Below are 25,818 nucleotides of genomic sequence, written 5' to 3'. Positions count from 1 at the left end.
TAGTGTGGAACATGAGAAAAACACCTTCCTTTAGTATGCTTTTCTCTATTATAAAATGGGGTAGTGGAAAATTTAAGGGGAAAAATAAAGCTGTCGAGATTTTCTCGACAGCCTGAACGCCCTTTAAGGGCGCTCTTCATTTTTCACATTAGAACAAAGAAAGCTGGTTTTGATCAGGAAGTGCTTCTAAGCAGCCTTGACGATCCAAATACTCAAGGATGGTCTTAGACACTTTTCCTCGTTTTTGTAAATCTTCTTTTGAAAGGAATTCGCCATCTTGGCGTGCGCGTACAATATTTAACGCAACGTTTGTTCCGAGTCCAGGGATGGAGTTGAATGGCGGGATTAGCCCGTCTCCATCAATGATAAACTCAGTGGCACTTGATCGGTATAGGTCTACTTTTTTAAAGTGATAGCCTCTTTCACACATTTCAAGTGCAAGCTCTAGTACAGTTAATAGGTTCTTCTCTTTCGGTGATGCATCAAGACCTTTTGAGTTAATATCGTCCATGACCGCTCGAATCGCATTCGATCCTTTTGTCATCGTTTCGATATCAAAATCATCAGCACGAACGGTAAAATAAGCCGCATAGTACAGAAGTGCATGGTGCACCTTGAAATAAGCAATCCGAACAGCCATTAATACATAAGCAGCCGCGTGGGCTTTAGGGAACATGTATTTAATCTTTTTACAAGAATCAATGTACCAGTTCGGTACGTTATTATTCTTCATTTCTTCTTCCCATTCAGGAGGAAGTCCCTTCCCTTTACGAACAGATTCCATAATTTTAAAGGCAAGTGACGGCTCTAAACCTTGATAAATCAGATAGACCATAATATCATCACGACAGCCAATCACTTCGCTTAGTTCACACGTTTTATTATGAATCAGCTCTTGGGCGTTGCCGAGCCATACATCTGTACCGTGAGATAGACCAGAGATCTGAACAAGTTCCGAGAAGGTGGTCGGTTTTGTATCTTCAAGCATCTGACGAACAAACCTTGTGCCAAACTCTGGTATCCCAAGTGTTCCCGTTTTACATCCAATTTGTTCTTCTGTGACACCGAGAGGTTCCGTTCCTTGGAAGATTTTCATGACCTCAGGATCATCTGTCGGAATCGTTTTTGGGTCAATTCCGCTCAAGTCCTGAAGCATCCGAATGACCGTTGGATCATCGTGTCCAAGAATATCTAGTTTCAGCAAGTTATCATGGATTGAATGGAAATCAAAATGCGTCGTTTTCCAATCAGAACCTGTCGCATCTGCTGGATATTGAATCGGTGAGAAATCGTAAATGTCCATATAATCCGGCACTACGATAATACCGCCTGGATGTTGGCCCGTTGTCCGTTTGACCCCCGTACAGCCCTGTACGAGCCGGTCAATTTCAGCACCTCTCATATGAAGGTTATGATCTCCTGCGTAGCCTTTCACATAACCATATGCCGTTTTTTCTGCAACGGTACCGATTGTACCTGCGCGGTATACGTACTCTTCACCAAACAGCTCTTTCGTATAGTTATGGGCAATCGGCTGATATTCTCCTGAGAAGTTCAAGTCGATATCGGGCACTTTATCTCCTTTAAAACCTAAGAACGTTTCAAACGGAATATCGTGTCCGTCTTTTTTATACGGCGTCCCGCATTCAGGACAGTCTTTATCAGGAAGGTCAAATCCTGAGCCAACCGATCCATCATTAAAGAACTCAGAGTGCTTGCAACTTGGACATACATAGTGCGGCGCAAGCGGGTTCACTTCTGTAATCTCTGTTAATGTCGCAACGAGAGATGAACCAACTGATCCCCTTGAACCAACTAGATATCCATCATCAAGTGATTTCTTAACAAGCTTATGAGAAATTAAATAAATAACAGCGAAACCGTGACCAATAATACTCTTTAATTCTTTCTCGATCCGGTCTTCTACAATTTTCGGTAAATCGTCACCGTAGATGCTGCGAGCCATGTTATAGCTCATTTCCCGAATTTCTTCATCTGCACCTTCGATTTTTGGTGTATAAAGATCGTCTTTGATTGGTTTAATACTTTCAACCATCTCAGATACTTTTTGCGTATTCGTCACGACAATCTCTTTCGCCTTCTCGTCTCCAAGAAAAGAGAAGGCTTCTAGCATTTCATCAGTTGTTCTAAAGTGAACTTTTGGCAGTTCATGACGATTGAGTGGATTCGCCCCGCCTTGTGATGAAATTAAGATTTTGCGATAAATTTTGTCTTCTGGATGCAGGTAGTGCACATTTCCAGTAGCCACGACTGGTTTATTCAGTTTTTCACCAAGTTTTACAATGTTTGTGATGATCTCTTTTAATGCACGTTCATCCCGAACAAGCTCCAGCTGGAGTAAATGCTGATACACTTCTGGCGGATGAACTTCTAAATAGTCGTAAAATGCGGCAATGTCTTCTACCTCATCAGGTGACTTCTGCATCATCCCTTCAAACACTTCACCCTTATCACAAGCAGACCCAACAATTAAACCTTCTCGATATTTCTCAAGCTGTGAGCGAGGGATACGCGGCACGCGGTAGAAATAATGAATATGAGAAAGTGAAACAAGCTTAAATAAATTCTTTAGACCCGTCTCATTTTGTGCAATCACGGTTGCATGGTAAGGACGTGAGCGCTGATACGCATTGGACTGCCCCATGTTTTCATTCAATTGATCGTGGTAGGCAATCTCTTTTTCAGCCGCATCTTTTAGCATCTTCAGCATGAGGTACCCAGTTGCTTCAGCATCATAAATCGCCCGGTGATGCTGCGTGAGTTCAATATCGAACTTTTTACACAGCGTGTTCAGCCGGTGATTTTTAAATTCAGGATAAAGGAATCGGCCAAGTTCTAGTGTATCAATGACAGGGTTTGACGCTTTATCTGTTTTTAACAGTCGCTTATATGCTGCATTTAAAAAGCCCATATCAAAGCTCGCATTGTGAGCAACAAGGATATCTTGTCCAATCCACTCTTTGAAATCCCGAACAACATCGACCACATCTGGTGCATCTCTCACCATGTCGTCCGTGATACCGGTTAGTTCAATGGTTGTTGCTGATAACGGATGATGAGGGTTTGCAAATGCCTCAAAGCGGTCAATGATTTCCCCGCCTTTGATTTTCACGGCTGCAAGCTCAATGATCGTATCATACACAGCAGAGAGTCCTGTTGTCTCAACATCAAATACGACAAACGTCGCATCTTCTAACAAGCGGTGCTCTGGATTATACGCAATCGGTACCCCGTCGTCGACTAAATTGATTTCCACCCCGTACATCATTTTGATGCCATGCTTTTTACTTGCTGCATACGCATCTGGAAAGGATTGTACAACGGCGTGATCTGTCAGGGCAATGGCCTCATGCCCCCATTTTTTTGCTTGTTCAACAAGTCTACCGATGCCAGTGACAGCATCCATCTGACTCATTGGCGAATGCAAATGAAGCTCAACACGCTTTTCTCCCTCAGGTGCAGTATCTTCTTTCAGCTGAGGTTTCATTTCATTGACGTCATTTGCGATCATGACAAGATCTCTCACAAACGTATCGTTTTGAATGCTTCCTCTTGCTTTGACCCACATCCCTTTTTTCAAGGATTTCATGAGCTGGGCATCTTCTTTTTCTCTCGCAAACATTTTGATCAAAATACTATTCGTATAATCGGTAATTTTAAAGATACAAAGGGTTCTACCGCTTTTTAGTTCGCGCGTTTCTGCATCGAACACGTACCCTTGGACGGTGATTCGTCTTTCTTCGTCCATAATACTATCAAGCGTACGTATTTCTTCATTGTCTTTGATTTGATAGCCAATCATCAGAGGGCCAGAAGGAGCTTCCTCTTGATCCTCACTTTCCTTCTTCTCCATCTCAACAAGGGCTTGCATGGCTCTTTCTTGATCTTCAGCAAGTTTTTGTTCTCTGAACTTCTGAATCTCTTGATCTGATACAAAAATTTCTGTATCAAATTGAAGTTCTGGAAAACCAACTTGTTTAAATGCAGCCTGAAGCATTGGGCTATATTTCTTCTTGATGGCTAGAGCCTCAGTTTCGCTTTTTGTTTTGATGATGATCTTATGTCCAGACAGCGCTGGTTTTTGCTGTTGAAGCAAGCTGATGATTGGGGGAGAAATCCCTTGAAGCTCTTCCACACAATGGGACCAATACGATTGAACGAGCTCTTCAGATATGTGCGGATCATTGACTTCAATCGTACAAGTAACTTGTGCAATATGAGAAAATGCATTTGTCAGCCTGCTTAAAAACATTGCATATACTTGGTAAGGCAAAAGTGCCTTAAATTTAAAAAGGAAATGCCACGTTTTTGCCGCCTTATGCACCGTCAATTTGACGATCTCGCCTTCTTCAAAGTAACGGCTGAGGTCATCATCTGTCATTTGAATCTGATTGAGTAATATATGAAATTGCCGCCGGGTAATCGGTAATTGTTCATCCAAGACAGGACCCTCCTTTTGCAAATCAGAAAGGTACCTCTTTTTTGCAGGAGGTACCTTCATTTTTTTGTTCGTTTTTTATGCTTGGCGTATAAATGAAATCAGTTCATCAACAGATACTTCGTGTGATTCACCTGATTTTCTGAATTTCACTTCGACAATACCTTCTTCTGAACGTTTCCCGCAGCTAATGCGAATTGGCAGTCCAATTAAGTCACTGTCGGCAAATTTAACGCCTGCACGCTCTTGGCGGTCATCGAAAAGGACATCATAGCCCTCTTCCTGTAAACGCTCATACAGCGTTTCAGCCAGTTCCTTTTGTGCATCGTTTTTCATATTTAAGGCAAGTAGATGAAGATCATATGGCGCAACTGTTTCTGGCCAAATAATCCCCTTGTCATCATGATGCTGTTCAACAATCGCAGAAAGAGTTCTAGAAATTCCGATGCCATAGCAGCCCATGATCATTGGCTGCGCACGTCCATTTTCATCGAGGTATGTTGCATCCATTGCCTCTGAATAACGCGTGCCTAGTTTAAAGACTTGTCCTACTTCAATTCCTTTTGCGAACTGGATTGTGCCTTCACCATCTGGAGAAACGTCTCCTTCTTGAATCAAGCGAAGATCTGTATATTCCTTCACTGACAGATCACGAGCAGGATTAACATTGACATAGTGATAATCCGATTCATTTGCACCTACAACTGCGTTTGTCATTCCTTTTACAGCGTGGTCTGCATAAATCGTTACTTCCGCTTCAAGCTTCACTGGTCCAACAAATCCTGGTTCTGTTCCGATCACGTCTAGTACTTCCTCACGTGAAGCAAGCTCAACAAGCTGTGCTCCAACTAAGTTTTTCACTTTCACATCATTTACTTCATGATCGCCTCTTGTCAGGACAAGTACATACGCATCGTCCGCTTTAAACAAGACAGATTTGATACATGTAGAAGGAGCGACTTCTAAGAATGCCGCAACATCTTGTATCGTCTTTACCTGCGGCGTGTGTACTTTCTCAAGTTCTTTGAAGTCCGCAGGGTTTGCTTCTTCTCCGTGATACACAGCCTCAGCCATTTCAATGTTCGCAGCGTAGGAAGATGTGTCAGAGTATGCGATTGTATCTTCTCCTACTTCTGACAGTGCCATAAACTCATGTGTATCTTTTCCTCCCATTGCCCCAGAATCGGCAATGACGGGTCTAAAGTTAAGACCTACTTTTGAAAAGACATTCGAGTAAGCTGTAAACATTTTGTTGTATGTGTCATCAAGGCTCTCTGGTGAAGAGTGGAATGAATAGGCGTCCTTCATAATAAATTCACGTCCGCGCAATAACCCAAAGCGAGGTCTTTGTTCATCACGGAATTTAGATTGGATTTGATATAGTGTCAAAGGAAGCTTTTTATACGATTTTACTTCACTGCGTACGAGTGATGTGATCACTTCTTCGTGTGTTGGGCCAAGTGCAAACTCGCGGCCGTGACGATCTTTCATACGCATGAGTTCTGGACCGTATGTATACCATCTTCCTGACTCTTGCCACATTTCTGCTTGCTGCAGCACTGGCATTAACAGTTCAGCTGCTCCCGCCTTTTCCATTTCCTTGCGAACAATGGATTGAATGTGCTGAATCACTTTATGTGCTAACGGCAAATAATGATAGATACCGCTCGTGTTTTGTCTAATAAATCCAGCTCTTACTAATAGCTGATGACTTTTTGCCTCAGCATCTGCCGGCACCTCTCGAAGAGTTGGAATGAAAGTCAGGGATTGTCTCATGTCGTTACACCTCATTTAAGAAATAGGACTTCTCACAAAAACTCTTGTTTCCCAGAATGAGAAACAAGAGAGAATGGTTTTTATAAAAATAATCGCTGGATGTCATTCCATGTCACTACTAGCATTAATAGCATGAGGAACGCAACACCAATGAAGACAACAAGTGCCTCTTTCTCACGATTAATTGGTTTGCCGCGAATGGCTTCAACGAATAGGAAAAGTAATCTTCCTCCGTCTAATGCAGGAATCGGTAATAAATTCACGATCCCTAAGTTGATACTAAGAAACGCAGCAAACTGCATTAATGTTAACACACCTTGTTTCGCTACTTCTCCTGTCATGTCATATATTCCAACAGGACCTGCAAGCATATCTAACGAAAATTGCCCTGTGACAATCTTTTGCAAGTTCGTTAAGATGAGACCTGCTGTAGATATCACTGTAGTGCCTGAGGATGAAATGACTTTGAGAAAGCCATTTTCCGTTGGCGGATAAGAGCCAAAACGGCCAATGGTTTTTCCTTCTGCCTTCACAGCTTCCGGTACAACCTGAATGGTGCTTTCTTTGCCATCTCGGTCAATGACGACATTCATTTTTTTATCTGGGTTTTTTTGAACCGTTTGAACAACGTCTGTCCAAGAATTCATTTTATCCCCGTTAATTGAAACGATATGATCTCCCTGCATAAGCCCAGCTTGCGCTGCCCGGCCGTCTTTTGTCAGCTTACCAAGTACAGGATCATCCACGGTTACACCTTGAATAAATCCTAAAGCCACAAGAATCACATATGCCAAGATAAAGTTCATAATCGGTCCAGCTGCAATGGCTTTAATGCGCTGCCATACTGTTTTTGAACCAAACTGACGGTTGTATGGTGCAATTTGAATTTCTTCACCATCTGCAATATAGAAGCTTGTTTGGCTTACATTGTAGCCAGTAAGGATGTCTTCATTTCCAGCCTCATATCCTGAAATTCTCATCGCATGATCTAAATCAATTTGTTCAACTTCAATGACAAGTGCATCAGGATATTTCTCTTTATCATTTAAAATGATTTTTTCTACTTCATTTTGCTCATTGAATAAGAGCCCCACTGTATGACCCGGTTTAATTTCAATGACTTCAGGATCTTCTCCAGCCATTTTAACAAATCCGCCGATTGGCAGAAGTCTGATGGTATAGACGGTTTCTTTTCGTTTAAAGGAGAAAATCTTCGGTCCAAAACCAATTGCGAACTCGCGGCATAAAATGCCTGCGCGCTGCGCCATAATTAAATGGCCAAGCTCGTGGAAAAAAACGAGCGTTCCAAAAATAATAATAAACGCAATCACTGTATTCACGAACATACCACCTTATGCGAGGATTGATTGAACAAAGTCTCGTGTATCTTTGTCCACTTCATGGATATCTTGCAAACTAGGCGTTGAAATCACATGATGTCTGTTCAGTGCCTTTTCAATCAATTCTTCAATTTGCAGGAACGTTACTTTGCCTTTTAGAAATGCATCAACAGCAATTTCATTGGCTGCATTAAGCACAGTAGGCATTGTCCCTCCTATTTTACCTGATTCATAAGCAAAATGTAAGCAGCGATACCTGTCAAAATCCGCTTTTTGGAAATTTAATTGTCCAATCTCCCAAAGGTTTAATGATTTCGCTTCTTTTAATGGCGCTCTATCAGGGTAAGTGAGCGCGTATTGAATCGGAACCCTCATGTCAGGTGTACCTAACTGAGCCATGACACTTTTGTCATGGAATTCCACCATGGAATGGATGATGCTCTCTTTATGTAACAGCACATCAATTTGATCGTATGGGATATCAAACAGCCAATGCGCCTCAATCACCTCAAGCCCCTTATTCATCATGGTCGCTGAATCAATCGTGATTTTTGCGCCCATGGACCAGTTTGGATGATTCAGCGCTTCTTCAACCGTGACACCTTCAAGCTCCGTGCGTTTTTTATCTCGGAAACTGCCGCCTGAAGCTGTGACGATTAAGCGTTCAATGTTTTTAGCTTGTTCACCTTGCAGGGATTGAAAAATAGCGGAGTGTTCACTATCGACAGGAAGTAATGGCACGTCATACTTTTTGGCGTACTCTTTTACTATATGACCAGCTGTCACAAGTGTTTCCTTATTTGCAAGTGCGATCGTCTTTTTTTGTTCAATGGCTTTTAATGTCGGCACAAGTCCGACACTTCCTACCAGTGCATTGACCACAACATCCACTGCATCATAGGTCGCTGCTTCGATGTTCGCTTCATCACCCGCAGCCATTTTGACATCGTATTGAAATGAATGACCTTTTAACGTGCGATAGGTCTCTTCGTCTACACATCCAACGAATTCAGGCTGAAATTGTTCAATGATAGGGATGGCCTTGTCTATATTTCGGCCAAACGTCATCGCTTTCAACTTGAATTTGTCTGGATGCTGCCTGATCACATCTAATGTTTGTTCTCCAATTGATCCTGTTGCGCCTAATAGCGAAATATATTTCAAATTGCCACTCCTTCTCTCGTTCAATTAGTTTCTATGAGGTTAGCTAGCAAACGTGGCCAGCAATAAATATAAAAACGGCAGAACGAATAAAAAGCTGTCAAACCTGTCCAAAATTCCGCCATGACCTGGGAGTATTGTCCCTGAATCCTTCACATGGTAATGACGCTTTAAAGCAGATTCCACAAGGTCGCCAAGCTGTCCAAAAATACTGAGCAAAAGAGTAATAAACATAACAAGCAGATATGATGGCAAAAATCCTGTAACCGCCTGGAACACAAGTGACAGCACAACCGCTGTGACGATTCCGCCGATAAATCCTTCTACTGTTTTGTTTGGGCTGATCTCTGGCCAAAGCTTTCGTTTCCCCATAGATTTCCCAATAAAATAGGCACCTGAGTCAGTGGACCAAATAATCACCGCTGCGAAGAAGATCGCACTCATGCCATACAAGCCTCTAATTTGAATAAAATAATAGAAACTAACGCCAATATATAATGTGGCTAATATAACAAAAGCAACCTCATCGAATGTGAAAGAGTTTTTGCTCAGAACTGTATAAGTTAAAAGGATTAAGACTGCAAATAAAGCAATCTGCATTTTTGATGCGTCTACGTTCGGGAAGAAGCTATTTTCTCCGCCCATTAAAAGCCAAAGCAATATTAAGCTGACAATGCCAGGAAAGCTGAAAATCGAAATCTTTTTCATTCTAAGAAGCTCAAAGAGAGCGACACTTCCCATTAAATAAATCAGCAGGGTAAATGGCATTTGTCCATAAATCACTGCAAGTAAAAACACTGCAGCTGCCAGAACACCCGTCAAAATTCTTTGTTTCATCTGCACCACCCTCTAAATTCCACCGAACCTCCGGCCGCGGCGCTGGTACTCTCCGATAGCGCCTATGAGATGCTCATCAGAAAAGTCAGGCCAAAGCACATCCGTAAAGACAAACTCGCTGTATGCAATTTGCCAAAGCATAAAGTTGCTTAATCTAATTTCTCCACTCGTGCGAATAAGCAAATCCGGATCTTGAAGAGATTCTGTCATTAAATAAGCTGAAAACATCTCTTCTGTGATGTCTTCTGCTCGAAGCTTGCCTTCTTTGACTTTTTCAGAAATTTGTCTGCATGCAGAAATAATTTCTGTCCGTCCTCCATAATTGAGCGCAAAATTTAAAATGAGTCCGTCATTATTCGCCGTACTCTTCACTGCGTTCTCTACCGCTTTTTTCGTATGCTGCGGGAGGCCGTCTGGATCACCTGTTAAACGTACACGGACATTTTCCTCGATGAGTTCAGGCAGATAGATGTTTAGAAACTCTTCAGGAAGCTTCATTAAAAAGTCTACTTCTAATTTTGGACGTTTCCAATTTTCTGTAGAGAAAGCATACAAAGTCAGCACTTTGACATTCAGCTCATTTGCAAGCTTGGTCATGCGCTTGACAACTTTCATTCCTTCATGATGTCCTGCTACCCGTGGAAGCGCACGTTTCTTCGCCCATCTTCCATTCCCATCCATGATAATGGCGATATGTTCAGGAATTTCTCCATTTAATATGTCTTCTTTTGTCAGGCTTTCTAAGTTGGAAGCTGCTGTTTGCTGATTCTTCCAATTTTTGAGTATATTGAGCATGAGATTCCTCCATCACCCAAAAAGGTTGCGTTCCCGCTAATAATATAGTCCTCAACAGTATTAACAAAAAAACCCCCTGTAAACATGAAGAGGGTCTTTTCACTATTATCTATTGTACATAGTTTTTTCTTAAACTTCCATGATTTCTTTTTCTTTATCTTTTGTCACTTCATCAATTTTAGCGACATATTCATCTGTCAATTTTTGAACATCCTCTGTAGATGATCTTAATTCATCTTCAGTGATCTCCCCATTTTTCTCTAGCTTTTTCAATTCATCGTTTGCATCACGACGAACGTTACGAACAGCTACTTTTGCTTCTTCTGAGTATTTTCTCACAACTTTTACAAGTTCTTTACGTCTTTCTTCTGTTAGTGCTGGGATCGCAATACGGATCACGTTTCCGTCACTAGTTGGTGTGATACCAAGATCAGACTTTTGGATCGCCTTTTCGATATCACCAATCGCTGTTTTATCGTAAGGTGTGATAATCAGCATACGTGCTTCTGGCACTGTAATTGACGCAATTTGGTTTAGTGGTGTTTGCGCACCATAGTAATCCACTGTTACTTTGTCTAAAAGGGAAGCATTAGCTCTGCCCGCACGGACAGTTGCTAGTTCACGTCCGTATGCTTGAACGGCTTTTTCCATTTTTTCTTTTGTTTGGTTCAACACTTCTTTTGACACGTTATTTCCCCCTCACGATCGTTCCGATTGATTCGCCATTGACGGCACGTTTAATATTACCTTCTTCCATAATAGAGAAGACAATTAATGGAATGTCATTGTCCATACATAATGAGGACGCAGTAGAATCCATTACAGCAAGCCCTTCTTTTAGTACATCAAGATATGAAAGCTTATCATATTTTACTGCATCCGCATCTGTACGAGGATCAGCACTGTAGACACCGTCTACATTGTTTTTCGCCATTAAAATGACATCTGCTTCAATTTCAGCTGCACGAAGTGCTGCTGTTGTATCAGTAGAGAAATAAGGGTTACCAGTACCTGCAGCAAAAATCACGACACGTTTCTTCTCAAGGTGACGGATCGCTTTTCTTCTTATGTATGGCTCTGCAACCTGTCTCATTTCAATAGAGGTTTGTACTCTAGACTGAATGCCAAGCGTTTCTAGGCTGTCTTGTAATGCCAATGAATTCATCACTGTTGCAAGCATCCCCATATAGTCTGCTGTTGCCCGGTCCATTCCTAAGTCACTGCCTGTCTTACCACGCCAAAGGTTTCCTCCGCCTACAACGACTGCAACTTCAACATCAAGCTCTGCAATTTCTTTTACTTGCTTTGCAATTGATTGAATGACAGTTGGGTTAATTCCATTTCCAGCATCACCAGCTAGTGCTTCTCCACTTAGCTTCAGTACAATGCGATTATATTTCGGTTTGCTCATGATAACCTCCAAGTGTAAACTATACCGTCTCTTATTATGCGTAAGAAACCGTCTTTTGTAAATCAATATCCTCTAAAAAATAGGGAACACAGTGCTTGTGCTCCCTAAAAAAGCCCCAGAGAGCTTTTCAAACATTATTTTTTCACTTGGCTCATAACTTCTTCAGCAAAGTTGTCTTGACGCTTTTCGATACCTTCGCCCACTTCATAGCGAACATAAGTTTGAACAGTTGCGTTTTTCGCACCTACAACTTGTTTCACTTTTTCATCTGGGTTTTTAACGAATGCTTGGTCAAGTAAGCAAATTTCTTCGAAGAATTTGTTTAGACGGCCTTCTACCATTTTAGCAACGATATTTTCAGGCTTTCCTTCTTGAAGCGCTTGTTGTGTTAATACTTCACGCTCACGGTTTGCTTCTTCTTCAGACACTTGGTCACGAGAAATGTATTTAGGGTTTACAGCAGCAACGTGCATTGCGATGTCTCTCGCAAGCTCTTCATCAGTTGTTCCGTTAAGAACCGCTAATACACCGATGCGTCCGCCCATGTGTAAGTAAGAACCGAATGCAGCGTTATCTTCTTTTGTGATGACTGAGAAACGGCGCAGCGTAATTTTTTCTCCGATTTTCGCAATTGCAGAAGTAATATGTTCTTCAACTGTTGAACCATTTTCCATTTTAGAAGCATGTGCTTCTTCAATTGTTGCAGGTTTCGCAGCAAGTAAATGATCAGCAAGTTCGTTAAGAAGATTTTGGAATCCTTCGTTTTTCGCAACGAAATCAGTCTCAGAGTTCACTTCTAGGATAACGCCAGTGTTGCCGTCAGTTTTAATAAGAGTTAATCCTTCTGCCGCAATACGGTCTGCTTTTTTCGCAGCTTTTGCGATCCCTTTTTCTCTTAGAAGATCGATTGCTTTATCGATGTCACCATCAGTTTCTGTTAACGCTTTTTTACAGTCCATCATACCTGCACCAGTTTTTTGACGCAGTTCTTTTACTAATTGAGCAGTAATTGCCATTTTACATTTCCTCCTTCTATGTTAAAACACGGATTACTAGGTGAAAAAAAGGTGATAAAAGGCAGTTCCCTCTTATCACCTTTTGAATAGGTTACGCAGTTGTTGTTTCAGTTTCTGTCGTTTCTTCTACAACAGCTTCTTCTTCGCCTTGTTTAGACTCAAGAATCGCATCTGCCATTTTAGCAGTTAGAAGTTTTACAGCACGGATTGCATCATCGTTTGCAGGGATCACAACATCAATTTCGTCTGGATCACAGTTTGTGTCAACGATACCGATAATTGGGATATTCAATTTACGAGCTTCTGCAACTGCAATACGCTCTTTACGAGGGTCGATAATGAAAAGTGCATCTGGAAGACCCTTCATGTCTTTGATTCCGCCTAGGAATTTTTCAAGACGTTCTAATTCTTTTTTCAGTTGAACGACTTCTTTCTTAGGAAGAACTTCGAACGTACCGTTTTCTTGCATTTTTTCAATATCTTTTAAACGTTTGATACGTTTTTGGATTGTTTCAAAGTTTGTTAACGTTCCACCAAGCCAGCGTTGGTTTACATAGAACATACCAGAACGGATTGCTTCTTCTTTCACTGAATCTTGTGCTTGCTTTTTCGTACCAACGAAAAGAATTTTTCCTCCGTCAGCAGCAAGGTTTTTCGTGAAGTTGTAAGCTTCCTCTACTTTTTTCACCGTTTTTTGAAGATCGATGATGTAGATACCGTTACGCTCTGTAAAGATGTAACGCTTCATTTTTGGGTTCCAACGGCGTGTTTGGTGACCGAAGTGAACACCAGCTTCTAGCAATTGTTTCATAGAAATAACTGACATGTTGTTGCCTCCTAATATAATGGTTTTTTTTCCTCCGCTTAAGTCATGTTCACATAAAACTGCGCCACGGCAGCACCTTCATACGAATCATTAAGCGTGTGTATTTAACACCAAGAAATAATATAACACATGATGGACTGACAATCAAGAATCCTTTACAGCTTTCCGCTAAATTTTAATAAAAGCTCGATTTCTGTCTTGCCCGTTTTTAATTCTTTCGCTATTTCTTCTAATGATAGCCCTTGATCATATAAGGCCTTTACTTGATCCTCAAATGTTTCTTCTATTTCACTTTCAGAAGGCACAGAAGCTTCTGTTTCAAGACTTGAAACGGGTTCGTTTACCTTCTCTTCCTGCACCTCAACTTCGCTAAGGAGAGCCGACAGGTGCTCTGGAACTGGATCTTCACTTTCTACCGATTGCTGGGATTCAATTGGTGGTTGTGGTTGCTTTGGTGTCTGAAGATCCGATTTCAGCTCTTCAGCAGAAAAATCAGGGGAAGTGGCTGCAGCTTTTGATAGTTTTTCATTCTCTTCTTTGACTTCCATCAAAAATGCAGCCAGGGTATTTTCCGTTTCTTCTAAAAGCTCTCGCTGCTTTTGTTCTGTTGCCTTCAGCGAATTCATTCTCGTGTATAAAATGATCACAAAATAAATAAGTGCAGCATGAAGCATAAAGCTAATCAGCCATAGCATATTTTTTCACTCACTAACTCTTTAAGATTGAATGGCTTTATCAAGCAGATGCTTAAGCTTGAACAATGCCTTTGAATGAATTTGCGAAATGCGAGAGGTCGATAAATTAAGCACTTGACCGATTTCCGTTAACGTCAATTCCTCTTTATAGAAAAGACTAATCACAAGCTTTTCTTTTTCCGAAAGCTCTGTCATTTTTTCGGCAAGCTGTTCAATTAATTCATCTTTCAGCATTTTTTCTTCAGGTGTCACAGTCTTTTCGTCACGAATCATGACTTGAACGTTTTCTCCGTCTTCTTGATCATGCAGCTTCTCATCAATCGAGAGCAAATTCGCAAAGAACCCTTCATTCATCGTTGTGACCACATCTTGTTCACTCATGCCGAGTTCTTCAGCAACCTCTGTTGGTGTCACATTTCGCAAATATCGCTGTTCAAGCTTTTCAATTGCCGCTTCTACTTTTTTTGTTTTTTCTCTTGATGTACGAGGCAGCCAGTCCTCTTTACGAAGACCGTCGATGATGGCCCCACGAATTCTGAAGGATGCATATGTATCAAACTTCAGATCTCTTCCGGGGTCAAATTTTTCAAGGGCATCATATAAACCGAGCATCCCTAGACTGATCAAGTCTTCTTTGTGCACTGACTTCGGGAGACCGATGGAAATTCTTCCAACATGATATGTGACGAGCGGCATATAGCGGCGCATAAGATCATCTCCAGCAGCTGGGTCCTTCCACTCTTTCCATCTAGCCCATAGCGCCTGATCTTCGTAATTTAAGGATTGCATCTTTCTCCCCCTATACTTCCTTAGTTATATCTTCATAATGCCTTGTTTCACAGTGCGGATCTCAAGTTCTGTTGTAAGCGGATCGAATTCAATCGTGCGTCCATTGTTCCCGCCCGTGTCCTCACTAATGATCGGGATATGATGAAGAGACAGATGTTCTTTCACAGCTGATACATTTCTAGGTCCAATTCTCATCAGATCATTGGTTGACTTAAATTTAAACATTTCTGCGCCGCCAGCAAGCTTCGCTTTTAGCGCATGTTTGCGTGCTCCTTCTTTTAAGAGCAGATCAATTGTATGCTTGACACCTGTATCTGCATACTTAGCCAAGTTCTCTACCGCTCCTTTTGAAAGAGAGGAGTCTGGAAGCATGACATGGACAAGTCCTGCCAGTTTTTTTTCTTGGTCAAAAAGGACAAGTCCTACGCAAGAACCAAGACCGGATGTCCGAATACGGTCCGGTGTTTTCACAAGCTGAACATCCGCTATACCAACCTTTACAACTGCCGGAATCTGCACGTTCATTATAGGTTACCTAATGCTTTGAACAGTTTTTCAAACGATTCAAAGTCTGGTAATAGAAACATATTTCCTTTCAGCTCTTGCTTATTTTGATCATCAAAAATCGATGTATCAATCACAATTGCCTGATCGCCGAGAGGACTAAACTGCATTAACCCTTCACTAATGACAGCCCCGAACATATCGAGCGTGACATCTGGAACACTTGGGTGAAGCTGCAGTTTTGTTAAATCGGCAAGTGCTGATAAATAAGAACCTGCTAAAATATTTCCTAGCTCATGAAGCGCTGATGTTCCTAGCATGTGTTCATGAATCGTATCAATATCAAATGCTGGGTCCTGAACAAGCTCCCTTACAAATTGTTCAGCTTGTTCAAACGGCATAATGAAAAAGATTGAACCGGTAAGATCACCCTCCATTCGCAAAAAGATACTGGCAACTGGAAGGTCTGCTCCACCAAAGAAATCCATTAAATCTTCAAACGAGAGAACTTTGACAAAAGGAACAGCCATATCAATTTTGCGATTCAATAGGCTGGCAAGAGCAGACGCTGCATGGCCTGCTCCGATATTCCCAACCTCACTTAATATATCTAGCTGTTCATCTTTAATTTCATTGAAAATGCTCATTTCACATCCCCCTTAATGAACAGGTGCATCTTGCACGCTCTTGTCGAGGACCGCACCAGCATGAATGATATTGAATAGACGCTGATCATGCTTAATAATTCCTGTCACCCATGACAGTCCTTCTTTTTCAGCTGAATCAGTAGAAGATTCTACCTCTTCCTGATGGACAGTAATGACATCATTTGCTTCATCAACAATCCAGCCGACTTCAATGCCACCAACTTGTACAATAATCATTCTTGTTTCGTCTGTAATCTCGTTGTCAGTTGATCCAAGTCTCACTCTAAGGTCAATGACAGGTGTCACGACACCGCGTAGATTAATGACACCGCATATATAAGGGGCAACGCCAGGAACTCTTGTCGGCTGCTGCCATTTTTCAATGGACTTTACTTCTGATACTGAAATGGCGTATTCTTTTTTGTTTACGATAAACACAATCATCTTTTCGCCAGTTTTGATATCTGTACTCATTTCAGACCGCTCCTCTATTGTTTTTTACTTGATCAGTGCATTACAGTCAACGATGAGTGCAACCTGACCGTCACCTAAGATTGTTGCGCCTGATATCGCAAATACGTTTGGTAGGTAATCTCCAAGTGATTTTAATACGACCTCTTGCTGACCGATAAACGAATCGACCACAAATGCTGTTAGCTTGTCTCCTTTACGGACAACAATAATGTGCAGTTCTTCTTCTAAATCATTCGCATTTGGTACGTTGAACTGTTTCTTCAAGTACACAACCGGTACGATAAATCCGCGGAAATCAATGACTTCACGATCATGCGTTTGAAGGATGTCACTCTTCTTAATGACAGCCGTTTCTATAATAGAAGAAATCGGAATAGCAAATGTTTCTTCCTCTAGTTTCACAAGAAGTACGGAAATGATCGATAATGTGAGTGGAAGCTGAATTGAGAAAAGTGAGCCTTGACCTTCTGTTGAGTTAATACTCACAGAACCACCTAATGATTCCAGCTTGTTTTTCACAACGTCAAGACCTACACCTCGGCCCGAGATATCAGAAATCGTATCAGCTGTAGAGAACCCTGCTGCAAAGATCAATGAATCAATTTGGTGATCTTCAAGTGTTTCCGCTTCTCTTTCCGTAATAACTCCGCGCTCTAATGCTTTTTCAAGGACCTTTTTACGGTTAATCCCGCCGCCATCATCTTCTACTTCAATGAAGACATGGTTTCCGCTATGATATGCTTTTAAAAGAACAGTTCCTTTTTCTGGTTTGCCTTTTTTCACACGTTCTTCTGGTGATTCAATCCCGTGATCGAGACTGTTTCTAAGTAAGTGTAAGAGCGGATCGCCAATTTCATCGATCACTGTTCGATCAAGCTCTGTCTCAGCACCTTCAATGATCAGTTCAATTTTCTTATTGAGCTCTTTCGTCAATTGACGAATCATACGAGGGAATCTGTTAAACACCGTTTCTACAGGCACCATTCTCATGTTCAAGATGATCGATTGCAGGTCGCCAGAAATACGGGACATTCTTTCCACTGTATCCGTGAGTTCGTTGTTTTCAAGTTCTTTGGCAATCTGTTCTAAACGTCCTCTATCTATGACAAGCTCTTCAAACAGGTTCATAAGTGAATCTAGACGATCGATGTTGACACGGATCGTTTTCGTTCCGCCGGCAGCTGCACCGTTATTGCCATTTGCTTTTGGCGCATCGTTTGCTGGCGCTTTAGTGGCAGGAACTGTGGCTTCTTCATTTTTCTGCTCAGGTTTCGCTGCTTTTGTTTCAGCCGGAGCCGCTTCTTCAAAGGCAGAGACTTCAGAAATCTCCACTTGTTCAACCTCTGAGATCGCTGTCACGATTTTTTTCACTTCTTCCATCGGCTGTTTCGATAAGTAAGAAATGCTGAATTCAGATTCAAAATCTTCTGATTCTAAAAGTTCTGCATTCGGAACCGTTTTGACAACTTCTCCTGCTTCGTTCAGTCTTTCAAAAATCATATAGACACGAACGGCTTTTAATAAGCATGCGTCACTTAATGTCACGGTCAGCTCATAACATTTAAAGCCTTGTTCTCTTGCTTCATCAAGAACTGTTCGTTCAAATTCGTTATAATCTAGGTCGCTTGCAGCTGATGATGCTTCAGCTGTCTCAACGGCAGATGCTGTTTCTGCATGGCTTCCTGTCACATCTAGTTTTTTACTAATCTCCGTGACATCACGTTTTCCATCCCCGCCCTCTGCAATCGATTGAACCATTGCTTCAAGGTGATCGAGTGCTTCAAACATCGTATCCATTGATTCAGGAGTGACAATCATTTGTTCGTTTCTGATGGCATCAAACATGTTTTCTAAATGATGTGTTAATTGAGCCATATCATCATAGCCCATCGTTGCACTCATGCCTTTCAGTGTATGAGCGGCTCTGAATATATCATTCACTAGCTGCAAGTCTGTTGGGTTCTTTTCTAATTCAAGAAGTTTTTCATTACAAGTTTGTAAGTGTTCTCTGCTTTCATCTAAAAAGATATCTAAGTATTGGTTTACATCCAACGTGTTCACGCCCTCTCTTTTTTCATGGAGCTTATAATTGCATGTGCGATGTCATCCACATGCCTTGTTTCATGTGCAAGGCCTGCTTTAATGACTGATTTAGGCATTCCGAAAACAACACATGATTCTTCTTTTTCTGCAATGACTTTTGTATGACCACTTGCGACCATTTTTTTGACACCTTCTGTGCCGTCACTACCCATTCCTGTCATAATGACAGCGATTTTCTCGTAACCTTTTATGTTGCTGATGGATTCAAATAAATAGTTAACAGAAGGTTTGTGACGGCTGTCAGTGTCTTCTGGGGACAGCCTGATCACTAAAGCTGCCCCTTGTTCATGAAGTGACATATTCAATCCACCAGGAGCTATGTAAGCCACTCCATTTTTAGCGATGTCTCCATCTTGAGCTTCTTTGATCGTAATTTGTGATAAATGATCTAATCTAGTAGCCAGCGATGCCGTAAATCCTGCCGGCATATGCTGCACAATCAAAATCGGCGCCTCTATGTCTTTTGGCAGCTTCGTGACGACTCGTTGAAGCGCCCTAGGCCCTCCCGTAGAAGTTCCGATTGAAATAATCTTTCGGAGTGATGAGCCGCTTCTTACTTCTTGCAGGCGGGGAGCGGCCGCTGGAATTGGACTTGGCGGCTTCATGAACGGCTTAGGAGAAACTTGTTTCTCAGTACGTTTTCTAGACAGGCCTGCCGCAAGTACCCGCTCTACAATTTGACCTCTTACTTTGTGTAAATCGAGCGAAATACTTCCTGAAGGCTTTGTCACAAAGTCAAAAGCACCGAGTTCTAAGCAATGGATGGTTAATTCCTTCCCTTGCTTCGTCTGGCTTGACACCATAATCACAGCAAGGTCGTGTTCAGCCAGAATTTGTTTTAATGCTTCTGTTCCATTTAGAACAGGCATTTCCACATCAAGTGTGACAACATCTGGATTCAATTCCTTAATCCGTTTTAAGGCATCTTCTCCATTTCTCGCCGTTCCGACGACTTCAATTTCTTGCTCGGCACTTAGGAAATCACTGATGAGTTTTCTCATAAAAGCCGAGTCATCTACTACAAGCACTCTAATCATGAGTCCACTTTCCTCCTTTTAAAAAAAGAGGACAACTTATCTATAAACGTATGCTGCTCTCTCTGTGCCTCTCTTATCTGCTGATGATAAAGTGTTTCAGCCAACATTTTAATGGTTTTACTTAGCCTTGAATGAGGCTGCTTCATATAAAATGGTATTTGTTCAGTGACTGCTTTAGGAACAGCAGGATCATCAGGTACCGCACCAGCAAACACAAGCTTTCGGTGTAGAAATGACGTCACCACTCCCGCTAATTTCCGGTACGTTTCAGATCCTTCCGAAGGGGTTTTACACCGGTTGACAATGATTTGAACAGACTGTTCAAACTGATGAATGGCTAAGTGCTTAATTGCGCTGTAGGCATCCATGATGGATGTTGGTTCTGGCGTTGTCACAACGACCACTTCTCCTGCCGATAAGACAAATGGGAGTTGATCTTTTGACAAGCCTGCACCCATATCAAAGAATATACAATCAAAGTCATTCAATATTTTCTCCATCTCTTCTAAAAAGAACGACCATTGATCTTTGTCTAAAGAAAACAGCTGTTCAAGCCCGCTTCCGCCAGAAATGTAATACAGATTGTCCGTTCCTTTTGTCATAGCCGCTTGGAAGGATTTTTTTCTAACAAGCACGTCTAATATAGAGCTGGTCGATGTTTTCCCTAGTAAAATATCAATATTCCCCATGCCAAAGTCGAGGTCGATGATGAGCACTTGCTTGCCCGTACTTGCGATAGACAGTGCCATATTCAGTGTCAAATTCGATTTACCTACTCCGCCTTTACCGCTCATGACAGCAATGGTTTTCGCTTGTCCATTCGCATGAAGAGAGTTCGGTACGATCAGTTGGTTCTGCTGAACAAGCTTTCTTAAACCTTCGGCTTGGTCAGGCTTCATCATTGTAAGACCATCCTTGTCAAATCAAGGGGGGAACTCTCAAGAATATCCTCAGGCACATTTTGGCCATTTGTTAAAAACCCGAGCCCGATTTGAGATTCTGCAATGATTTGAAAGATCGTTCCCATCGTGTCTGTTTCATCAACTTTTGTAAAAATAAATTGATCGATTGGAACGTGTTCAAAACGTTTGACCATGGCTTTCATATCTTGATATTTCGATGTCGCACTCATGACAAGAAAACTTTGAATGCTTTCATCAAATGGAATGATATCTGTCAGCTCTTTGATGTACGCCTCTTCTTTAAAGTTACGGCCTGCTGTATCGATGAAAATATGATCATAGTCTTTAAAGGTCTGCTGTGCTTTCACAAAGTCCTCTCTTGAATAACAAACCTCAAGAGGTGCATTCAGCAGTTCAGCATATGTTTTTAGTTGTTCAATCGCTGCAATCCGGTACGTATCTGTTGTGATAAAAGCAATTTTCTTTTGCTGCTGAATAGCCGTTTTCGCAGCCAGCTTTGCAATCGTTGTCGTTTTACCAGCACCAGTTGAACCAAACAGCACAATGTATTTCGAACGAATCATCGGCTCATCAGAAGTGTGAGCCGGCAGCATCCCTGTGAGTAATTTTTCAAGTTCTTTTTCAATCTGCTCTTCTTTCACAGCACCCTTTGTTAAAAGACCCTTTAAGCATTCATCTCGAATCTCATCATCAAGACCTTGATCCTTTAGCTTTTGATCCATTTTCATGAGAGAATCCGGCAAGATCCCGGCATGGCGTTCGTTTCTTGCATATTCTATAGGCTGAGAATGAGAAGGCGCTGCTTTGACTGCTTGAGCAGCAGCCGGCAGCTCTTGTGTAAGGTGTTGAGTCTGCTCCTTTTTCGGTAACACCGGGATAGGCGCAGCTGCTGGTTGTAATCCTTTGCCGGCTCTTTCTTCAAAATCTTGATCCAGCACTGCAATCACTTCGACCATTTGCTGTTTCTTTAAACCGAACAGCTTTCGTTTGACAACGGTTTTCGAATTTAATATGACGGCATCCTTCCCAAGCTGCTGCCTGATTTGGATCGTTGCCTCCTGCATAGAATTCGCTGTGATTTTTTTCATTTTCATTAGATATCCACCACTCCGATGCTCTGTACTTCCACATTTGCTTCTAGTTCGTTATAAGATAGTACCGGTAAATCTGGGAAATATCTTTCTAACAACTGTTTGACGTACATTCTTATAGGAGGTGAGCATAATAGAACCGGCGTTTCCTGACGAAGCGAAAGCTGTTCAATTTCTCTCGCCACTGATTGAATCACACTTTCAGAGGATTCTGGATCTAACGATAAGTAGTTCCCATGCTCTGTTTGCTGCACGCTGTCTGCAATCACCTTTTCGACTCGGCCTGAGCATGTCACGACTTTCAGTGATTCATTTTCTCTTGCATACTGTGCAGTAATCTGTCTTGCAAGTGCCTGTCTAACATACTCTGTTAGCAAGTCTGTATCAGTCGTTAATTTTCCGTAGTCTGCAAGGGTCTCAAAAATGGTCACAAGGTTTCGAATGGAGACCTTTTCTTTCAGAAGCTTTGCAAGTACTTTTTGGATATCCCCGACCGCTAGTGGATTCGGTGTTACCTCATCTACTAGAACTGGATAACTTTCTTTCAGATGATCGATTAATTGCTTCGTTTCTTGGCGTCCAAGCAGTTCATGGGTGTTTTGTCTAATCTTCTCTGTGATGTGGGTAGACACAACAGATGCTGGATCGACCACTGTATACCCAAGCATTTCAGCCTGATCTTTTTCTGCTTCTGATATCCATTTTGCCGGCAGGCCAAAGGATGGTTCGATTGTTTCAATTCCTTCAATCGGATCATCATCAGGCGTTGGAGACATCGCTAAGTAATGATCGAGCAGCAGCTCTCCTTTTGCCACTTCGTTCCCTTTTATTTTGAGCCTGTATTCGTTCGGGTTCAGCGCAATGTTGTCTCGAATACGGACAACTGGAATAACAAGACCTAGTTCAAGAGCAAGCTGCCTTCTGATCATGACAATTCGGTCTAGCAGGTCTCCGCCTTGATTGGCATCTGCAAGCGGGATCAACCCGTAGCCAAATTCAAATTCAATGGCATCCATTTGCAGGAGATGAATGACGCTTTCTGGACTTTTCATCTCTTCTACCTCTGCCTGTTCTTCCAGTACTTCTTCAATCTCTTCTTGATCCTGTTTGTTTTTCGACATCATGTACGCACCGAGTGCAAGTAAACCTGCGATCGGCCCTGTCAAAAGTACGCCAATTGGCGTAAACAATCCAAGCAGGAAGATCGTACCTGCTGTGACGTAAAGCATGGCAGGGAAGGCAAAGAGCTGACCCGTAATGTCTGAACCAAGGTTTCCGTTAGAAGCCGCTCTCGTGACAACAATCCCTGTCGCTGTTGAGATGAGAAGTGCAGGGATTTGCGACACAATTCCGTCCCCTACTGTTAAAAGAGTAAAGTGGGAAGCTGATTCTTGAATCGACATTCCTTGCTGAATCATCCCAATAATGATGCCAAAAATAATATTGATAATAACGATGATAATACCTGCGATGGCATCCCCTTTAACGAACTTACTTGCACCATCCATCGCACCATAAAAGTCTGCTTCTCTTGCTACTTTTTCACGGCGGTTTCTAGCTTCACTTTCTGTCAGCATTCCTGCATTCAAATCTGCGTCAATACTCATCTGTTTACCTGGCATCGCGTCGAGTGTAAATCTGGCCGCAACCTCTGATACACGCTCCGCCCCTTTGGTGATGACAATAAACTGAATGATGATCAGAATAAGGAAGACAACCAGACCAACGAGTATATTGCCCCCAACAACAAATGATCCAAACGTTTCTACAACCTTACCAGCATCTCCAGTTGATAAAATAGAACGGGTTGTAGAGATGTTAAGCCCTAAACGAAACAGTGTTAAGAGCAAAAGCAAAGACGGAAAAATGGAAAATTGCAGTGGTTCTTGCATGTTCATTGTGGTGAGAAGCACGATAAGCGCAAGAGAAATATTAATAATGATTAAAATACTTAATAGGATGGGCGGAAACGGTATGACCAGCATCGCCACGATTAAAATAACACTGAATAAAACAGATAAATCTCTTGCTGACATGCCTGTTCTCTCCTTTTAAAACCAAAAATTCATAAAATCTTTTGTTTCGTTTTATATACGTAAGCCAAAATTTCTGCGATCGCCTTAAAATACTCTTCCGGCACCGCTTGGTTGATATCCACTTGATCATAGAGGGCGCGGGCGAGTGGCCGGTTCTCTACAGTCATGACATCATGTTCTTTCGCAATTGTTCTAATTTTCAAAGCCAAAATATCCGTTCCCTTTGCCACAACATAGGGTGCGTCCATCTTTTCTTCGTCATATTTCAGGGCAATTGCGTAGTGGGTCGGGTTTGTAATGATGACGTCCGCTTTTGGGACTTCCTGCATCATCCGTCTCATGGCCATTTCCCTTTGCCGCTGTTTAATTTTTGATTTTATGAGCGGGTCACCCTCTGATTTTTTATACTCATCTTTGATGTCTTGTTTAGACATCCGTAAGTTTTTTTCATAATCAAATTTCTGATACATGTAGTCAAGCCCGGCTAAGATCAGAAGAGCACCTGCTGCATATAGCCCCATAATCAAGGTCATATTAGCCACGAAATGAAGGGTTTCCTCTGCAGTGAGTAGAGGGAGCCGCAAGATTTCGTCAAAGTGCATCCATAGAGCGATAAATGTCGCAAAACCAACAAAACCAATTTTCAAAATGGATTTTAATAGCTCAACGAGTGCTCGAATACTGTATATTCGTTTAAACCCTTTGATTGGATCAAGCTTTTCTAATTTGGGCTTGATCACTTCAGTTGAAAAGAGAAATCCAACTTGTAAATAGTTACTGATGATCCCTGCAAGCATCCCAACACCAAGAATTGGCATGAGGAGGAGACCTGTCTCTTGAAGCAATTCCAAGAATAACTGGTGAATATTAGATGTGCTAACCTTCATTAGCATCGTTGTTGAATAAAAACGTTCAATGAGCGCAATAATACGCTCTTTCATAAAAGGCCCAATAAAAAAGAATGATAAAAAGATTAGTAGAAATGAGATGGCTGTATTGACGTCGGTACTTTTGGCAACCTGCCCTTTTTTACGTGAATCCCGTCTCTTTTTCGGTGTTGCTTTTTCTGTTTTTTCACCTGCGAAAAATTGCAAGTCGAGTCTAAGTCTTGTCGTCATGACGAACCACCGACCAATGCTAAGAAGTTCCTCATGGTGAGCACAATCGTTTCAAATGTATTTTGGACGACCCCGAAGATGACACCCATACAAATGATGATCATAATAAAACTCACGCCCATTTTAATGGGAAGTCCAACGACAAATACGTTCATTTGCGGAACTGTACGTGCCACAATTCCTAATGCCAAATCGACTAAAAACAAACTAGCCACAACAGGTGCTGAGATTTGAAAGGCTATGATGAACATTTGGTTGAAGCTCTTTGCAATAAAGTAAGCAAAGGATTCACTACCGAAGTTCAGCGCATACTGATCAACTTGAATATATTGAAAACTGTAATAGATTCCATCAAGCAGCAAATGATGTGCATTTGTTGCCAGCATCAGCAGCAAGGTCACCGTATAAAAAAACTGCCCCATCAGCGGCGTTTGCGCCCCTGTTTGTGGATCAATAATATTGGCGATCGCAAAACCCATTTGAAAATCGATGAATGAGCCGGCAATTTGAACAGCGGACACCATGATATATGCAATCAGTCCAAGAAGAAGTCCGACCATTGCTTCTTTCACGGCAAGCATCATGTAAAGACCGTCGATATCGAGTGCTGGCGGTTCTTTAATGGTGCTAAAACTAATGACAGCCAAAAACAGTGAAAAACCAACTCTGTGAACTGCTGGTATCGTTCGATGCGCTAATAGCGGCACTGTCACAAAAAAAGCGGTGATCCGAATGAAAACGAGAAGAAAGGCAGGAAATAATTCTATGATTGACATCTCT

22 protein-coding genes are annotated in these 25,818 nt (G+C 41.8%); all 22 read right to left on the bottom strand.

Annotation, left to right across the window (positions count from 1 at the left end; genetic code table 11):
• Positions 1 to 148 precede the first annotated feature (148 nt).
• The 22 genes from ES896_RS12745 to fliR all read right to left on the bottom strand — a co-directional run bounded on the left by ES896_RS12745 (position 149) and on the right by fliR (position 25,814).
• Positions 149 to 4,462, bottom strand: a complete 4,314-nt coding sequence (locus ES896_RS12745; protein ID WP_008344756.1) for a PolC-type DNA polymerase III — start codon at positions 4,460 to 4,462, stop codon at positions 149 to 151.
• A 75-nt stretch (positions 4,463 to 4,537) separates the two neighbouring features.
• A complete protein-coding gene (locus ES896_RS12740; RefSeq protein WP_008344758.1) occupies positions 4,538 to 6,235 on the bottom strand; it encodes a proline--tRNA ligase in 1,698 nt (565 codons plus the stop codon).
• Positions 6,236 to 6,315: 80 nt separating this feature from the next.
• The gene (gene rseP, locus ES896_RS12735; RefSeq protein WP_007499546.1) at positions 6,316 to 7,581 is read right to left on the bottom strand and encodes an RIP metalloprotease RseP; all 1,266 of its coding nucleotides are present in this window, start codon (positions 7,579 to 7,581) and stop codon (positions 6,316 to 6,318) included.
• Between the two features lie 6 nt (positions 7,582 to 7,587).
• Positions 7,588 to 8,739 (bottom strand): 1-deoxy-D-xylulose-5-phosphate reductoisomerase, encoded by a 1,152-nt coding sequence (gene dxr / locus ES896_RS12730; RefSeq protein WP_019744167.1) that lies wholly within the window; start codon positions 8,737 to 8,739, stop codon positions 7,588 to 7,590.
• A 39-nt stretch (positions 8,740 to 8,778) separates the two neighbouring features.
• Entirely contained in the window at positions 8,779 to 9,573 is a 795-nt protein-coding gene (locus ES896_RS12725; RefSeq protein ID WP_007499550.1) for a phosphatidate cytidylyltransferase, read from the bottom strand.
• Between the two features lie 12 nt (positions 9,574 to 9,585).
• The gene (locus ES896_RS12720; protein ID WP_007499552.1) at positions 9,586 to 10,368 is read right to left on the bottom strand and encodes an isoprenyl transferase; all 783 of its coding nucleotides are present in this window, start codon (positions 10,366 to 10,368) and stop codon (positions 9,586 to 9,588) included.
• A gap of 129 nt (positions 10,369 to 10,497) precedes the next feature.
• The gene (frr, locus tag ES896_RS12715) at positions 10,498 to 11,055 is read right to left on the bottom strand and encodes a ribosome recycling factor (protein WP_008344764.1); all 558 of its coding nucleotides are present in this window, start codon (positions 11,053 to 11,055) and stop codon (positions 10,498 to 10,500) included.
• A 1-nt stretch (position 11,056) separates the two neighbouring features.
• Positions 11,057 to 11,779, bottom strand: coding sequence for a UMP kinase (pyrH, locus tag ES896_RS12710; RefSeq protein WP_008344767.1), 723 nt, complete (start codon positions 11,777 to 11,779; stop codon positions 11,057 to 11,059).
• Positions 11,780 to 11,913: 134 nt separating this feature from the next.
• Positions 11,914 to 12,795 (bottom strand): translation elongation factor Ts, encoded by an 882-nt coding sequence (tsf, locus tag ES896_RS12705; protein WP_007499558.1) that lies wholly within the window; start codon positions 12,793 to 12,795, stop codon positions 11,914 to 11,916.
• 91 nt (positions 12,796 to 12,886) lie between these two features.
• Positions 12,887 to 13,621, bottom strand: a complete 735-nt coding sequence (gene rpsB / locus ES896_RS12700) for a 30S ribosomal protein S2 (RefSeq protein WP_007499561.1) — start codon at positions 13,619 to 13,621, stop codon at positions 12,887 to 12,889.
• Between the two features lie 155 nt (positions 13,622 to 13,776).
• Positions 13,777 to 14,316 (bottom strand): hypothetical protein, encoded by a 540-nt coding sequence (locus ES896_RS12695; protein WP_017367254.1) that lies wholly within the window; start codon positions 14,314 to 14,316, stop codon positions 13,777 to 13,779.
• A 21-nt stretch (positions 14,317 to 14,337) separates the two neighbouring features.
• Positions 14,338 to 15,105, bottom strand: a complete 768-nt coding sequence (locus ES896_RS12690; protein WP_007499565.1) for a FliA/WhiG family RNA polymerase sigma factor — start codon at positions 15,103 to 15,105, stop codon at positions 14,338 to 14,340.
• Between the two features lie 24 nt (positions 15,106 to 15,129).
• Positions 15,130 to 15,630 (bottom strand): chemotaxis protein CheD, encoded by a 501-nt coding sequence (locus ES896_RS12685; RefSeq protein ID WP_007499566.1) that lies wholly within the window; start codon positions 15,628 to 15,630, stop codon positions 15,130 to 15,132.
• Positions 15,630 to 16,256, bottom strand: coding sequence for a chemotaxis protein CheC (locus tag ES896_RS12680; protein WP_017367253.1), 627 nt, complete (start codon positions 16,254 to 16,256; stop codon positions 15,630 to 15,632). The genes ES896_RS12685 and ES896_RS12680 overlap by 1 nt, the downstream gene beginning before the upstream one ends.
• A 12-nt stretch (positions 16,257 to 16,268) precedes the next feature.
• Positions 16,269 to 16,730, bottom strand: a complete 462-nt coding sequence (locus ES896_RS12675; RefSeq protein ID WP_135226852.1) for a chemotaxis protein CheW — start codon at positions 16,728 to 16,730, stop codon at positions 16,269 to 16,271.
• 24 nt (positions 16,731 to 16,754) lie between these two features.
• Positions 16,755 to 18,782 carry a chemotaxis protein CheA gene (locus ES896_RS12670; protein WP_052320408.1) on the bottom strand — a complete coding sequence of 676 codons (2,028 nt, stop codon included), beginning with the start codon at positions 18,780 to 18,782 and terminating at the stop codon, positions 16,755 to 16,757.
• A 5-nt stretch (positions 18,783 to 18,787) separates the two neighbouring features.
• Positions 18,788 to 19,870 carry a protein-glutamate methylesterase/protein-glutamine glutaminase gene (locus tag ES896_RS12665; protein WP_008344775.1) on the bottom strand — a complete coding sequence of 361 codons (1,083 nt, stop codon included), beginning with the start codon at positions 19,868 to 19,870 and terminating at the stop codon, positions 18,788 to 18,790.
• Complete coding sequence (locus ES896_RS12660) at positions 19,867 to 20,772, bottom strand: MinD/ParA family protein (protein ID WP_052320407.1); 906 nt, start codon at positions 20,770 to 20,772, stop codon at positions 19,867 to 19,869. Before ES896_RS12660 ends, ES896_RS12665 begins: the two co-directional genes overlap by 4 nt.
• A complete protein-coding gene (gene flhF / locus ES896_RS12655; protein WP_017359083.1) occupies positions 20,769 to 21,887 on the bottom strand; it encodes a flagellar biosynthesis GTPase FlhF in 1,119 nt (372 codons plus the stop codon). Before flhF ends, ES896_RS12660 begins: the two co-directional genes overlap by 4 nt.
• Positions 21,887 to 23,920 carry a flagellar biosynthesis protein FlhA gene (gene flhA, locus ES896_RS12650; protein WP_008344782.1) on the bottom strand — a complete coding sequence of 678 codons (2,034 nt, stop codon included), beginning with the start codon at positions 23,918 to 23,920 and terminating at the stop codon, positions 21,887 to 21,889. Before flhA ends, flhF begins: the two co-directional genes overlap by 1 nt.
• Before the next feature lie 29 nt (positions 23,921 to 23,949).
• A complete protein-coding gene (flhB, locus tag ES896_RS12645) occupies positions 23,950 to 25,038 on the bottom strand; it encodes a flagellar biosynthesis protein FlhB (protein ID WP_041090513.1) in 1,089 nt (362 codons plus the stop codon).
• Entirely contained in the window at positions 25,035 to 25,814 is a 780-nt protein-coding gene (gene fliR / locus ES896_RS12640) for a flagellar biosynthetic protein FliR (protein WP_007499578.1), read from the bottom strand. The genes flhB and fliR overlap by 4 nt, the downstream gene beginning before the upstream one ends.
• Between the last annotated feature and the right edge of the window lie 4 nt (positions 25,815 to 25,818).

Source organism: Bacillus sp. 005/A4HT-01/001, from assembly GCF_004634445.1.
Taxonomy (GTDB): Bacteria; Bacillota; Bacilli; order Bacillales; family Bacillaceae; genus Bacillus; species Bacillus altitudinis.
The sequence above is the reverse complement of the archived record's forward strand: the minus strand, read 5'-3'. Positions and strand labels throughout refer to the sequence as shown.

What these genes read in the sequence shown, in the direction of transcription:
- ES896_RS12665 (WP_008344775.1), bottom strand. Translation starts at nt 19,870, where the DNA reads ATGATTAGAGTGCTTGTAGTAGATGACTCGGCTTTTATGAGAAAACTC.
- ES896_RS12720 (WP_007499552.1), bottom strand. Translation starts at nt 10,368, where the DNA reads ATGCTCAATATACTCAAAAATTGGAAGAATCAGCAAACAGCAGCTTCC.
- ES896_RS12685 (WP_007499566.1), bottom strand. Translation starts at nt 15,630, where the DNA reads ATGAACGTGCAGATTCCGGCAGTTGTAAAGGTTGGTATAGCGGATGTT.
- ES896_RS12690 (WP_007499565.1), bottom strand. Translation starts at nt 15,105, where the DNA reads ATGCAATCCTTAAATTACGAAGATCAGGCGCTATGGGCTAGATGGAAA.
- flhA (WP_008344782.1), bottom strand. Translation starts at nt 23,920, where the DNA reads ATGTCAGCAAGAGATTTATCTGTTTTATTCAGTGTTATTTTAATCGTG.
- pyrH (WP_008344767.1), bottom strand. Translation starts at nt 11,779, where the DNA reads ATGAGCAAACCGAAATATAATCGCATTGTACTGAAGCTAAGTGGAGAA.
- rseP (WP_007499546.1), bottom strand. Translation starts at nt 7,581, where the DNA reads ATGTTCGTGAATACAGTGATTGCGTTTATTATTATTTTTGGAACGCTC.
- ES896_RS12740 (WP_008344758.1), bottom strand. Translation starts at nt 6,235, where the DNA reads ATGAGACAATCCCTGACTTTCATTCCAACTCTTCGAGAGGTGCCGGCA.
- ES896_RS12695 (WP_017367254.1), bottom strand. Translation starts at nt 14,316, where the DNA reads ATGCTATGGCTGATTAGCTTTATGCTTCATGCTGCACTTATTTATTTT.
- tsf (WP_007499558.1), bottom strand. Translation starts at nt 12,795, where the DNA reads ATGGCAATTACTGCTCAATTAGTAAAAGAACTGCGTCAAAAAACTGGT.
- fliR (WP_007499578.1), bottom strand. Translation starts at nt 25,814, where the DNA reads ATGTCAATCATAGAATTATTTCCTGCCTTTCTTCTCGTTTTCATTCGG.
- ES896_RS12675 (WP_135226852.1), bottom strand. Translation starts at nt 16,730, where the DNA reads ATGAGTACAGATATCAAAACTGGCGAAAAGATGATTGTGTTTATCGTA.
- flhB (WP_041090513.1), bottom strand. Translation starts at nt 25,038, where the DNA reads ATGACGACAAGACTTAGACTCGACTTGCAATTTTTCGCAGGTGAAAAA.
- flhF (WP_017359083.1), bottom strand. Translation starts at nt 21,887, where the DNA reads ATGAAAATGAAAAAAATCACAGCGAATTCTATGCAGGAGGCAACGATC.
- ES896_RS12725 (WP_007499550.1), bottom strand. Translation starts at nt 9,573, where the DNA reads ATGAAACAAAGAATTTTGACGGGTGTTCTGGCAGCTGCAGTGTTTTTA.
- ES896_RS12680 (WP_017367253.1), bottom strand. Translation starts at nt 16,256, where the DNA reads ATGAGCATTTTCAATGAAATTAAAGATGAACAGCTAGATATATTAAGT.
- ES896_RS12660 (WP_052320407.1), bottom strand. Translation starts at nt 20,772, where the DNA reads ATGATGAAGCCTGACCAAGCCGAAGGTTTAAGAAAGCTTGTTCAGCAG.
- rpsB (WP_007499561.1), bottom strand. Translation starts at nt 13,621, where the DNA reads ATGTCAGTTATTTCTATGAAACAATTGCTAGAAGCTGGTGTTCACTTC.